The organism is Azohydromonas australica DSM 1124, from assembly GCF_000430725.1.
GTDB lineage: Bacteria > Pseudomonadota > Gammaproteobacteria > Burkholderiales > Burkholderiaceae_C > Azohydromonas > Azohydromonas australica.
This window is the reverse complement of record NZ_KE387209.1, coordinates 176,164-189,271: the sequence shown is the minus strand read 5'-3', so window position 1 is coordinate 189,271 and position 13,108 is coordinate 176,164. Positions and strand designations below refer to the sequence as shown.

General features: G+C 60.6%; 10 protein-coding genes. 3 read left to right on the top strand and 7 right to left on the bottom strand.

From position 1 onward, the window contains the following. The first annotated feature begins 223 nt into the window (after positions 1-223). Complete coding sequence (locus H537_RS0131220; RefSeq protein WP_029001019.1) at positions 224-1,261, top strand: porin; 1,038 nt, start codon at positions 224-226, stop codon at positions 1,259-1,261. A gap of 112 nt (positions 1,262-1,373) precedes the next feature. On the opposite strand, the gene H537_RS0131215 is transcribed toward H537_RS0131220, so the two are convergent. After that, positions 1,374-2,408: an alpha/beta hydrolase gene (locus H537_RS0131215; RefSeq protein ID WP_029001018.1), complete on the bottom strand. Its 1,035-nt coding sequence runs from the start codon at positions 2,406-2,408 to the stop codon at positions 1,374-1,376. 180 nt (positions 2,409-2,588) lie between these two features. Between H537_RS0131215 and H537_RS0131210 the strand changes: the two genes are divergently transcribed. Continuing rightward, positions 2,589-4,244 carry a carboxylesterase/lipase family protein gene (locus tag H537_RS0131210; protein ID WP_238446873.1) on the top strand — a complete coding sequence of 552 codons (1,656 nt, stop codon included), beginning with the start codon at positions 2,589-2,591 and terminating at the stop codon, positions 4,242-4,244. Positions 4,245-4,828: 584 nt separating this feature from the next. On the opposite strand, the gene H537_RS0131205 is transcribed toward H537_RS0131210, so the two are convergent. The 6 genes from H537_RS0131205 to H537_RS51680 all read right to left on the bottom strand — a co-directional run bounded on the left by H537_RS0131205 (position 4,829) and on the right by H537_RS51680 (position 11,748). Then, complete coding sequence (locus tag H537_RS0131205; RefSeq protein WP_029001016.1) at positions 4,829-5,785, bottom strand: IS5 family transposase; 957 nt, start codon at positions 5,783-5,785, stop codon at positions 4,829-4,831. A gap of 124 nt (positions 5,786-5,909) precedes the next feature. Further along, positions 5,910-6,200: a cupin domain-containing protein gene (locus H537_RS51685; RefSeq protein ID WP_375136346.1), complete on the bottom strand. Its 291-nt coding sequence runs from the start codon at positions 6,198-6,200 to the stop codon at positions 5,910-5,912. Positions 6,201-6,326: 126 nt separating this feature from the next. Further along, the gene (locus H537_RS0131200; protein ID WP_051243772.1) at positions 6,327-7,295 is read right to left on the bottom strand and encodes a tripartite tricarboxylate transporter substrate binding protein; all 969 of its coding nucleotides are present in this window, start codon (positions 7,293-7,295) and stop codon (positions 6,327-6,329) included. Between the two features lie 16 nt (positions 7,296-7,311). Further along, entirely contained in the window at positions 7,312-8,295 is a 984-nt protein-coding gene (locus H537_RS0131195; RefSeq protein WP_029001014.1) for an SMP-30/gluconolactonase/LRE family protein, read from the bottom strand. A 2-nt stretch (positions 8,296-8,297) separates the two neighbouring features. Next, the gene (locus H537_RS0131190; RefSeq protein WP_029001013.1) at positions 8,298-9,194 is read right to left on the bottom strand and encodes an NAD(P)-dependent oxidoreductase; all 897 of its coding nucleotides are present in this window, start codon (positions 9,192-9,194) and stop codon (positions 8,298-8,300) included. Positions 9,195-10,650: 1,456 nt separating this feature from the next. Beyond that, the gene (locus H537_RS51680) at positions 10,651-11,748 is read right to left on the bottom strand and encodes an alpha/beta hydrolase (protein WP_084151075.1); all 1,098 of its coding nucleotides are present in this window, start codon (positions 11,746-11,748) and stop codon (positions 10,651-10,653) included. A gap of 1,008 nt (positions 11,749-12,756) precedes the next feature. On the opposite strand from H537_RS51680, the gene H537_RS53640 reads away from it, so the two are divergent. After that, positions 12,757-13,098, top strand: a complete 342-nt coding sequence (locus tag H537_RS53640) for a DUF4148 domain-containing protein (protein WP_156902049.1) — start codon at positions 12,757-12,759, stop codon at positions 13,096-13,098. Positions 13,099-13,108: the final 10 nt, after the last annotated feature.

Genomic DNA, 13,108 nt, shown 5'->3' with positions numbered 1-13,108 from the left:
GCCGGGTCCCAAAAAAGGCCATGGATTTGCCGAGGAGTCCGCACCTAGACTGACTCTCATCCATGTGCACACGTCCGCCAGGTCGTGTTTCGGACGGGCCTTCGCCAAGCAGGGGATATCCCTTCGATCGAATCGACTCGCGAGGTCGTTCGGCACAGGACAGCCCTTCTATGTCCGAGGCCAAAGCATTGGCCATGACTCCACTCTGGAGGAGACCATTCAAATGAAAAAGTCGCTCATTTTGCTGAGCTTGGCGGGTACAACTGCAGTCGCACACGCACAATCCTCGGTGTCTATCTCGGGCACCGTCGACCTCTACGCGCAGCGGGTCAACGGTTCCCTGACGAGCCGGTCGTTGCTGTCCAGCGGCGGCAACAGCAGCAGCAAGCTTTTCTTTCGCGGTACGGAAGACCTGGGCGGCGGATTGAGCGCAGGCTTCTGGCTCGAGGCAGGCATCAATGCGGATACAGGGCTTGGCGTTGCAACGAACACCAACAACCAACCCAGCGGCGCCACGACCGCAAGCGGCCTCGCGTTCAACCGCCGAGCCATCGTTTTCCTGAAAGGGGCGTTCGGCGAACTGCAACTGGGCCGCAACTGGTCGCCGACCTACGATGCCTTCACCGCTCGCTTCGATGTTTTCGGCGTGGGCTCCGGCATCGGGCTGAACTACACCGCCAGCATCAACCCGAACCAGGTCCGGGTGTCGAACAGCGTGGCCTACGTCACGCCGCGAGTTTTCGGGCTGTCCAGCACTATCCAGCATTGGTTTGGCGAAAACGCAAGCGGCTCGGCCACGTCAAAGGACGGCTCCGGCAGCGGCATCAAACTGAATTACGACCAGGGAAAGTTCGGCGCCGTGGCTGCCTATGCGCGAACCCAGTTTGCAGTGGGTGATGCGATCTACCGCGACGTGGCTGCGATCTATGACTTCGGTCCTGTCATCCTCTCTGCCAACGTGAACCGCGATCAGCAGGGAACGCTGGAGCAAAAGGGGGCACTTGTGGGGGTTCGCGTACCTGTGGGCCTTCACGAGTTCAAGGCCTCGTATTCGAGGTTCACCACCAACGCAGCCAATAGCCCGACTGGCGAGAAGTACGCCGTAGGTTTCGTCTACAACTTGTCGAAGCGTACAGCCGCCTACACCACGCTGGCGCGCATTCGCAACAGCGATGGTTCGGCCCTTGCCATCGCCGGGTCGACGACGGCGCCCGATCGCTCGTCGACGGGCTTCGACGTGGGCATCCGCCACAACTTCTGATCTCGAAGCCCGCCGAGACTCTGGACGCCGCGAACACTTCGCGGTGCCTACTCCAAGCCCCGACGCCGCCCGGCCTCGGGGCAATTTTCCTTCAGCGGCCGTGTGGCACGGATCAGCGGTCCAGGGCCTTGCGCCTGAGGAAATCCGACAGCAGATCGGCGATCCGCACGTTGTTCAAGTCCGAGAACGGGAAATGCGTATTGCCGCGAATCCCGAGCTCTGGGAGATGGACCACGGCCACGTCACCGCCGCGCCGGTTCACCACACCGGCCCAGTGCCGCGCCATGGCCAGCCGGACACGCCAGTGATCGGCACCTTTCTGCGCGACAGGGTGGTTGGGAATGTTGTCGCCATAGAAGAGGACGATTGGTATGGCCGTAAGCCGATCGAAGTACGCTGAAGGGACGGCCAGCGCCGACAGCGGCGTGGTCGCGGCCGGCATGGGCGGCGGTACCTCGCCTTCCGGAAAGACGAAGTTGCTGCCCGGCTCGTACGAGACGATCGCGCGCACGTCATGGCTCTTCATCGCGGTGAACCAGCCCGGTCCACCGCCCTGAGAGTGCGTGACAAGCACGGCGGGCCCGATTCGGTCGAACAGCGTCGCCAACGCATCGGAGACAACTCGCAGGTCGAACGGGCCGGTGTCGGGAGTCGCTTGGCGGAAAAACTGGTTCAGCGACTCGCTGTCGCGTGGGAACTGCACTCCCTCAAAGAAGTCGGGCCAGATGCCAAGACGGAAATTGTCGAAGAGCCGCTGGTCGTCGTGCCTCGGGGTCAATGTTGCCGGCATGGAGCTGAGCCCTGCTCCGCCGCGCCGCGGCTGGTCCACGAGGTAGACCGCATGTTGCCGCCGCAGGAAGAGGTCCTGGAAGCCTTCGCGGCCATCCGGCGTAGTCTGCCAGGTTCTCGAGAACTGACCGCCACCGTGGAGCATGACCAGTGGCATCGCCTTGGCATCCACCGGGATCTGGAAAAAGACATGTGCATGGTCGCCGTGCAGCGTCTGACCCGACGAGGATTGGGTGCCGGGGTCATAGACCCCAGGCTCGCGGCCGATGGTTCCGCCGACAGCGAAACTGCCTTGCCGGGAGATCAAGAGCGGTGGCTGTCCATGAACCACTTTGATTGCTTGCTCGATGTGCCGCATAGGTGACTGGAGGTTTGCAGATCAGCCGGACCTTGGGCCGGCTCGTTGGGGACTTCGTCGCTTCATCCCGTCGTTCGCGTCTCGCGGAGACAGCGTCCTGAAAAGACGATTGGACCTCCCAGGCCGGCATGCGAAGAATTCCTGTACCGCATTTGCGCGGACTCACACTGGCAGGAGACCATGCGTCGCATCGTTGTACATCATCCGAACCGCCGTCAATTCATCGCCACATCGGGAATGGCGGTGCCAGCGTTCCTGGTCCCTCAGCGCGCGCTCGGCGACGACCGCATCACCGTGGAGATTGACAGCGGCAAGCTGCGTGGTTCACGCGACAAACACGCAATTGCATTCAAGGGTATACCTTACGCGGCGCCGACCGGCGGCGCGAACCGGTTCAAGGCACCCCAGCCGGTCGAGGCCTGGAGCGGAGTCCGCGAGGCGGTGCGCTTCGGTGACCGCTGCGTGCAGGAACACGAGACCTTCGGCGACGCGCCGATACTGGCATGGTACGCGCAGTCGGAGCCCTTCAGCGAGAACTGTTGCGTACTCAATGTCTATACCCCCGCAACCGACCGAGGCCGTCGGCCGGTGATGGTCTACATCCATGGCGGCGGCTACGTCACCGGAGGCGGTGGAGGAGAGATACTGGATGGCAGTGCGCTGGCGGAATTTGGCGACGTGGTGGTCGTGACGCTTAACCACCGGCTGAATGTGTTCGGCTACCTCAATCTCGGCCACATTGACACCGAATCGTTCGGTGATGCAGCAAACGCCGGTCAACTCGACCTGATCGCCGCACTGCGATGGATCCAGCGGAACATCGCAGTGTTCGGGGGTGACCCGGGCAACGTGACGCTGTTCGGCCAGTCCGGCGGCGGCTCGAAGATCATGGTGCTGATGGGCATGCCGGCCGCGAAGGGGTTGTTCCACCGGGCCATCAACATGAGCGGCACATCCGGCATGAACGTGGCGGCTGCACAGGCGACAGAAGCTTACGTCGACACTTTCTTGGAGCATCTCGGCATCGACAAGTCCGGGCTGCGGCGGCTCCAACAGGTGCCCACGGACAAGCTCATCGAGGCTCGCCTCGCCGCGGTCAGGGCGAGGCGCGAGGGCAGCCGGCCGGTTGTCGACGGCCGCCATGTGGTCGGGGGCCCAATGACGCCGCAGGCGCTGCCGCTGCATGCTTCCGTGCCGCTGCTCATCGGCACGGCAAAGACCGAAGCGACCTTCTACTTTGCAGACGATGTGCGCCACATGAGGCTGAGCGAGCGACAGGTGAGGGAGCGTCTCAAAGCCCAGTTTGGAATCGATGATGAGAAGGCTGCGGCCTTGATGGCTTCGTTCCGGCGGGACGATCCGCAGCGCACTCCGTCCGAAGTGCTGGTGGCGCTGATCACCAACACGCTGTTCCGCTTGCCGATGCTGCAGGCCGCGGAGGTAAAGGCAAATGCGGGCCAGGCGCCTGTCTACCTGTACAACTTCGTCTGGAAGACGCCCGTTGCGGGCGGGTTGTGGGGCTCGCCACACACGGTCGACATCCCGTTCGCGTTCGGCACCACTGACAAGGCGTCCGCGCTGCTCGGCACGGGCCCGGAGACCCTGGAAGTATCCAAAAACCTGATGTCGGCGTTTGTAGCCTTTGCGCGAAGCGGAAATCCCAACAATCCGCGCATGCCGGCGTGGAAGCCGTTCGACGCGGCATCGCGCGCGACGATGACGGTCGACGTCCAATGCCGGGCCGTCAATGACTACCTTTCGGGCGACCGGACTGCCGCGGCAGCCGTCCGTCTAGACCCGTTCAATCGTGCCGCCCTGATGACCTATAAGGATTGACCAGCGCCAGGCATTGGCTTCTCTTGCAGTTTTGAAGCCAATGCCGGCGCGCGTTTGGCTGTGCCGAGACGGCTAACTCAGTAGGCGGAGCAAAACCCAACATGGCGCTTGACGCTGTTGGAGGACCGTGCGCGACGAGCCACCGATGACGGCCAGTCACTCGGTAAAGGCCATCGGCAGCCATCGCGAACGCCAGCGCGTGGCAGTCGTCGCCTACGTTGGTGTCCGACGCCACGGCGTGAACTGCAATCTGCACGGCCGCTGCCTCATCACAGGCAGCTTCGAGTCCCGTAAGTCGGTAGGCGCGGCATGCCGTCCGGTAAAACAACGCGCCGCGCTCGTCAGCACAACGCGGACTGGCAGCGATCGTTTCCGGAGCCACCAACTGAGGATGCGTCCGCGGATGGACCTACTTACTTCACCCTAAGGCAACGCTGAACAAGTTGTTGATTCAACGAGCCAATGACCCGTGATCCCGCAATGCGGAATGGATGCTGTTCAGGCGCGTGAGATTCATGCGAACTGTCGCTCAATCACCGCCATCGTGGCCTTGCAGCCGCCCATGGCCCCCATTTTGGGCGCACTCATGCCACGTACGCCCGGGCTAGGTAAATGTTGACCAGACCCAGCGCGACGAACGAGCGCGTGGCGTTCTTGGCCAGCCCGCGGTAGCGCACCTTGGTGAATCCCCACAGCCGCTTGACGACAGCGAAGACATGTTCTATCCGGGCACGGACCTTGGACTTGTTGCGGTTCTTCGAGCGCTGGACCTCGTTGTTCTCCACGCCCTTGCGCACGCGCTGGTTGGTGAAGTCCTTGGCCCGCGGCGCTCTGGCCTGGATCAGTGCCTTCTGGCTGGCGTAGGCGCTGTCGCCGTAAACACGTCGCTCGTTGCCGTGCAGCAGCTGCGGCAGCGGATGCTTGTCGTGCGCGTTGGCCGCCGTCACCACGGCGCGGTGCGCCAGCCCGGTGCGGCTGTCCACGCCGATGTGCAATTTCATGCCGAAGTGCCACTGCCTTCCCTTGCAGGTCTGGTGCATCTCAGGGTCGCGGGCCTTGTCGGCGTTCTTCGTCGAGCTCGGCGCACCAATGATGGTGGCGTCCACGATCGTGCCGGTGCCCAACTTCAGGCCACGGGCCTGAAGCACCTGGCCCACTGCAGTAAACAGCTGCTCGCCCAGCTCGTGGCGTTCCAGCAGACGGCGAAACTTCAGCAGCGTCGTGCCGTCGGGCACGCGCTCTCGGCCCAGGTCGATGCCCACAAAGCGGCGCAGCGCCGTGCTATCCAGCAGCGCCTCCTCGCAGGCATCGTCGGCCATGAACCAGTGCTGCACGAAGTACATGCGCAGCATGCGCTCCAGCCCGATGGGTGGGCGACCGCTGCCTGCCTTGGGGTAGTGCGGCTCGATCACCGCGCACAGCTCCTGCCACGGCACGATCTCTTCCATCGTCTCCAGGAACACGTCGCGCCTGGTCGGACAACGGTAGCGCTCGAATCCGGCTTCCTGGTCAGCGGCCATGGCAAGGGTCTGTTGCTTCATGCTGCAGCACCGTACCAGCCACCCTTGTCACGGACCTTATTCAGCTTTGCCCTAACGCAAGCGGGCTTTTGCCTGCTCTGCCTGGTCGACCTCAGGCTTGCAGAGCTCTCCAACGCCTCGGCCCTCAGGCAGGGGTCGTTGACGGCAGCTGCACCCTTTCCAGCCAGTCCACCGGCTGACCTTCGAGAACCTCGGATACCGAGATGTGTGTCATTGCGGTCTTTTCGCTGGCGCCATGCCAGTGCTTTTCATGCAGCTGTATCCAGACCACATCTCCAGACCGGATCTCTTCCACAGCCCCACCTTCTCGCTGCACCCAGCCACAGCCTGCCGTGACGATCAGCATCTGCCCGAGTGGGTGTTTGTGCCAATGGGTGCGGGCGCCGGGCTCAAAAGTGACGCTTGATGCCTTCACGCGGGCGGAGCACCTGCGTTGTAAAGGGGATCCGCACGGACCATCCCATCGAAGTGGGATTTGGGGGCCAGGGAGGAGGGCTGCGTGCCGATACGTCTGATCTCCACGATGAACTCCTTACTTGGTCTACTCGGAGGTGATATGAGCTTCTTGAATCAACCGTCGCCAACGCGGGACTTCAGCGGCAATCGCCTTCGCGAAGTCGTCTGGCGAACCGGGCCTCGGCATGGCGCCGTCGCGTGCAAGCATTTCCTTCGTCTCGGGCATGTTCAGGATCGCGTTGAGTTCTTCGCTCAAGCGCGTCAGGATGGGTGTCGGCAACCCGTTCGGGCCCAGTACCCCCCACCAAGATTCCAGTTGATAACCGGGAACACCGGCCTCTGCCATGGTTGGCAGGTCGGGCAGTAGCGGCGAGCGCTGCGCGCCGGTCACCGCCAACGCCTTCATCTTTCCCGTGCGGATGTGCGGCAAGGCAGCGGGGAGACTTGCTACCAGCATCTGCGTGCGACCGCCGAAGAAGTCGTTGATGGCTGGACCGAGACCCGTATACGGGACATGCAGCAACTTCAAGGAGGCAAGGCGGTTGAACAGTTCACCACCAAGATGATTGAAGGTGCCGATTCCGGCCGAGCCGTAACTCATAGGTTGTGTCTTCGCCAGGTCGATGAACTCGCGCAAATTGTTGACGTTCATCTCAGCCGAGGTAACGATCATGAACGGCGCGGCCCCTATCATGCCAACGGGCTGCAGGTCCTTCGTGGGATCGTATGCCTGAGTTTTCCCGAGCAACGGCGCAGTCATGTAGGGACTTGACTGGAACAGCAAGGTATAGCCGTCGGGAGGCTGAGAAGCGACAAACTTTGTCCCGATGATGCCGCCGGCGCCGACCTTGTTTTCAACCACCACCTGTTGGCCGATACGCTGGGAAAGTTTGGCGGCGACGAAGCGCGCTACGGTGTCCGTACTCGCGCCTGGGCCAAACGGCACGACCATTTTGATGGGCCGACTGGGTTGCCAGGAAGCTTGCCCGAAAGCGGAATTGAGCACAGACACCGTTAGGAGCAGCCCCGCGGCGGCTCGAATGATCTTCATCATGTCGACTCCTTTGCCGTCACTGGTGGGAAAACATCGGGAAGCCAGGCTCGAGGCCGCGTGCGGTGAAAATCACCGCACCGCCGTCGTTCACCACGTCGCGGGCCACGATTACAAGGTTGCGCGAGCCGGGGACGAATGCGAGGCTGGTTGATTTCAGGAACATGTTTTCCTCGCGGCCCGGCAGAACGATCTGGCCGATGGGAATGCCGAAAGGACTGTGCACGAGAATGCGGCCCTGCCAATTCAGTGCTACGTAGGCGTTGCCTGCAGCGTCGGTGCGCATGGAATCCGGAGCCCGTCCCGCATACGTGTATGGGATCGAGGCGCCGCCACGGGCGCGAGTTCCAGGCTCGGACAACTCAATGCGGTGAAGTCGGTTCGTGCAGTATTCGGTGGTCCAGACCACTTTGTCATCCGGGCTGAGTGCGACACCGTTGGCAGCGCACATGTGCGGGATCACAGGCTTGATGGTTTCGAAGTCGGGTGTCACGTAGAACAACCCGCCGGTCGCCTCAGTGGTCGTGCCGCGGAAGTCAGTGAAATAGAAACCTCCGTGGCGGTCGAACACCATATCGTCGACAACATAGCCAGCATCGGGCGCAATGATGGTCCGGCGGTTGCCGCCATCGGGATCAAGCGCTATCACAGACCCTGCATCAAAGTATCCGTCCTTGTTGATAGGACCCACACACGCAACGAAGATGCGGCCGTCCTTGTGAATCGCGATGCCTCCCGGATGCAAGTCCTTCTCCGCATAGAGCGTGCTGAGCTTTTTGTCTGGCGACAGGCTCAGCACGCGGCTGCCGTATACGTCCACGAAGAGCAGGTTGCCATGGCGATCAAATGCGGGCCCTTCCAATGCGACCGTACCGTCGCCTACCTTGAAGTAGGGCTGGGCCACCGCTGTGGGAAGACCGCGCTCGCCAAAGGGAATCGGCGCGAGCGAGCGCGTTGAATCGAGGTACGAGAGGGTGTTGGCTTCGCTCAGCTCGTAGGGCATGGTCACTCCCCTGCGTAGTTGCCGGGCACCACGTTCGTTCCGGCGAGACGGTCCATGGTGAGCGCCACCGCATTGACCTGGACATCCGGGCCCATCTCGTTGAGGGCCATCTGGTAGAACTCCTTGGCAAGGTTGCCGAAGTGCATGACCACACCCGAATCATCACCGAGCTGGCAAGCAAGCCTTACATCCTTGTGCAGCAAGCCCAGCGTGAAGCCCGACGCGAGCTTGCCCTGGATGATGTTGGGCATGAACTTCTCCATGTACAGGTTGCGCCCGCCACTGGCCAGGATGATCTCCAGCGCACGCCTGGGCTCCAGTCCGTTCTTCACCGCAAGCGCCATGGCTTCGAGACTCAACAGGCGCTGCCCTCCGGACAGGAGGTTGTTTGCGAGCTTTGCGACATGCCCACAACCAAGACCACCAGCATGGAAGAGGTTCGGGCTGATCGTCTTCAGGACCGGCTCAATGCGCTCGTATAGAGCTGCAGAAGCGCCGACCATGATGGCTATGGTCCCCGCATCCGCACCACGCGCACCACCGCTGACCGGCGCGTCGATCAACTCGATGCCAAGTGGCTCCATCTCCTTGGCAATTGCGCGAGTGAGCGTAGGGTCGCCCGTGGTCTGATCAACAATGACGGTTCCTGGCTTTGCCGCCCTCAGAATCCCTTCACCGCCTAGCAGCACGGTTCGGACATGGTTGGACGTCGGCAAGCACAGGAAGATGGTGTCGCAGTGCTGCACGATCTCTTCGGGGCTGCTGGCAGTGGAGCCTGTTTCCACCATCTTCTGCACCGCCGCAGGGTTCGTGTCATGAACCCGCAGCGGGAATTGCAGTTGTAGTCGGCGAGCCAAAGCGCCGCCCATGCTGCCGAGGCCGATGTATCCGATTTGCATGTCGTCTCCTGTGAAAATCAGTCTAGGGTGATCCATCCGTGGGAGTCCATGGTCAATTCGTGCAGCCGGCCTCCTGCATTTCCGAACGCTTGACGCACATGCAGGAGTTAGGGGGCCAGCTTCTTCGCCGTCGAGCGGCAAGTCTGTCCATTGGCCGGGCTTCAACAGCAAGCGGTCTGGATGTGCGTCGATCGTGCAGAACGCCCGTAATACAGCCAGTCGGCCGGGGACATCAGGCGTTAATCTGCTGCCACAGTGTCTCAACGATGACCCTGCATCGACCATCTGAGTGCTGGCAACCCTGCACTTGACAGTTGCTTCGAGAAGGAACAACTACAACTTCTGCTGCAGTCGAGATCACCTGCAGTTCGAAGGAAAAGTGCTAAGAACCGATGGTGAGGCAACGTCGAACGTTGACCAGCGACTGAACCAGACCTTCGCTTTCATGATTGGAGCGCGCTTTCTGAAGTTGCAACGTCAGCCTGCTTGCTGGCGCCTGTGTAGGAAGCGAGTCTGGGGGCTTCCAATCTCCTCACCGCATGGAATGCGAGCCACACGCAGTTGAGGCAGATCTTGATGCCATGCTGCACCAGCTCATGCCAGCTCATGCCAGCTCTGCGCGGCGCTCTTCCTGCCCTGTGTTGCCCTGGTCTGCAGGTAATGCCTGATCGGGTCTATAAACGTTGCGCGGTACCGCCCGTGCCGTGCGCATGGACAAGGGTTGTGACTGTACAAAGCGGTGCACCGCGTGTCGGGCCGATTTCATTCTCGGGATTGCGGCACGCGGCGGCCCTGAGGCGGCGTGCAGCTGCGTGACTTCCTCACAGAGCGCAGAGGCCGTTTGCAGCAGCGCGATGGCCAGGAGCGAAACTGCTGCAATACCGTGCGCGCATCTTTGTGATGACGAGCCAGGAGCCGGCACTTGACCAGCATCCGGCAACAACGGGCGGGCAACACCGGCGTACGTTGGTGTTGCCAGCGTGCTCGGGGCGTTCCCGGCTGCGGCATCGGGAGCGCTGAATGTTCGGGGTAATCCAGGGCAACGACCCGCGGCGGAACGCTTGGCAAACCATCGGAGATAGCACCCGTTCAGCCCGCACCTGCCTTGGCCGTGTACCGTGCCGCCGGTGCTCATAACGGTCCAAGAGGCTTTGCCGCCAACTGCACGCCCGGTCCTTGAGCGCTTGCCTGCTGTGCGCCCTTGAGATGCCAGGAAACCCAGGACCAAGGCAATGACCTGTGGAGTACCAGTGCAGAGCACATGATGCGCCGGACCTGCCGGTGTCACGCAAAATAAATGAAAGTCATTTTTTTGACCCACATTCACGATGGCGCGTTCAAGAAGTACGGCAGCGCGATGGCATGTGATGTGTTCGAAGCTCAAAGTAAAAGGCCCAGTCACCTGGGCCTGCGCTCTCAAACATGTTTTGAAGATCAAGACATGCTGTTCTTCCGCTCAGCGCTTGTCCAGGCCATTCTGACGCAGCCATCGCGACATCTCGTTCGCGACCTGGACGTTATTCGTGTCTGCAAACGGAAAGTGCGTGTTGCCACGGATGCCGATTTCCGGCAGATGGATCACCGTAACGTTTCCACCATGTCTGTTCACGGTGTCCCTCCACAGTCTTGCCATTTGTAGGCGAACGCGCCATGCGTCTTGACCCGGATTCGCTGTCGGGCTCTCTGGAATGTTGTCACCATAGAAGATCACGATGGGAATCTTGGTCAGCTTCATGAATTCCGACATGGGTACGCCGACCGCCTCCAATGGCCCGAAGGAACTTGGAATAGGAGGCGGTACTTCGTCTTGTGGGAAGGTAAAATTGCTGCCAGGTTCAAATGCAACAATGGCTTGGACGTTTTCGGCCTTCATTGCGGTGAGCCAGCCTGGTCCACCGCTTTGTGAATGACTGACAAGAATCGCTGGGCCAATTTTCTTGAACAGTGCAGCAACACCGTCTGAAACGACGTTGAGGTCGAAAGGGCCGGTATTGGGTGTGCGCCACCGGTAGAACTGATTAAGAGCATATGGTCCGCGTGAAAACTGTACGCCCGGAAAGAAGTTTGGCCAAATGCCGAGACGAAAGAGCCCGAACACATTGCTCTGCTCGTCAGGCGTCGGAGTGATCGTGACTGGCAGAGTGCTTCGCCCGGCCTCTCCGCGTCTTGGTTGGTCTACCAAGTAGACCGAGAAATCACGGCGCAGGAAAATATTCTGAAAACCCTCGCGTCCATCAGGAGTGGTCTGCCAGGTTTTCTGCGACTCTTCGTTGCCATGCCACATGACGAGCGGCAATTTGCGAGCATTCACCGGAACCTGGTAAAACGCGTAGGCATGGTCGCCGTGTAGCGTCTGCCCGTCAGGAGTCCAGTGGTAAGGGTCAAATGTTCCGGGATTGGTGACTACTGTACCTCCGACCAGGAAGCTGCCCTGCTTGGCGATGACCAGCGGGCCAGGGAGGGTCTCTTCCGCAGCCATGCTACTTAACGCTGCAAGCACGCCGGCGCAAGCCAAGAGAAGTTTCGTACTCAGCTTGCGTTGTCCGTTATTCATCGAGAGGTCCTTTCAATGCTTGATGTAATCCACGGGGAAGGCACGATTTGATCCCCCATGGCCGTTGAACCATAGATTCAAATCATTGCGCTTTCAGCCATTTGGCATGCGTGGTTTCACGCCCACCAAATGCAAGGGCTTCTTATTGCTCCTGCCATGTGCAGGAACCACTGCCTTGTTGGTCGATAAACTGTTTCGCACATCGCTTCTTAGATCCATGCCGGCAAGGTGTCCGCGCTTCAAGAATACAAGGATTATCCTATGTAGTTCGTATATGCGAACTTTCTTTCGAGCATGTGAAATAATCGTACTTTGCTTGCGGCCACGCGGTATTGGGGTTTGCGCGCATCTCCAAGTGCTGAATAGCCTTGCAGAAAAACGGGTGTATCAGTGCCGCTGGTCGGCATGAATGATGTTGAGCGCGCGTTCGCCGAGTAAATGAACTTGGCAGCGGGGTTCGCCTGGAAAATAATTAAAATATTTACATTCCTTGCGAAATGCTAAACAAAATTGCTTGTTTGTAGAAATTTAGCTGCAAATTTATTGAGGCACCTATATCTGCTATGGCCGAGTTGCCGCGAGCGCAGTCCATTCAGAATTGCCATCAGTTCCAGCACGGACGAACAACGCCACCTCTGGCGTGGCATTGCCAGGTTGCACTGCTCCCGCGCACGCTTTGGAACTGCGACTGCGAACCGAATGTCACATCACCTTTGGCAGCGCCACCGGGGCAACGGCGAGTTGAGCCACAACGGTGGGACTTGGCGGTAATTCTCAATGCATTACGTGTGCTACCGAGTTGGGGTAGCACAGTCATTGAGGCAGTGGTGCTGGTGCACTTTGAGGCCCAGACCTTCTCCGACTGCGAGGCCGGGTCTGGATCGCAAGCTCAAAGCGCGTGAGCCAACGCCGGATGGCACCTGGGTACCCCTGTTGTCCTCGCCTGAATAAACGGTTTCCTATATTGGCGGGGTCCGGTCCCATGCACGGGCCGGCCAGGAGGTGTTCATGAAGTTGTACCTCGTGACGGCAGCGTTCACCGCGGTAGTGACATCAACGTCCGTATGGGCGCTGGACCGTCCACTTGCACGAGCCGCGGTGAAAGCCGAACTTGGCCATGCACGGGCTGATGGGTCATTGGACAGGATCGACAACGATTCCTACGGCGGGCGGGGGACAGGCACTGATGAATCCGGCACTGCAGCGGGCGCCGCTGGCCGCGGCTTTGCAACGGCTGCGCCGAGCATGCAGCGTGGAAAGACCCGTGCCGAAGTGAAGGAGGAACTGCGCCAAGCTCGCTACAGCGGCGAGCTGCGGCGTGTCGAGGATAGCGAAGGTCCTGGCGACTGAACTGTCCCGT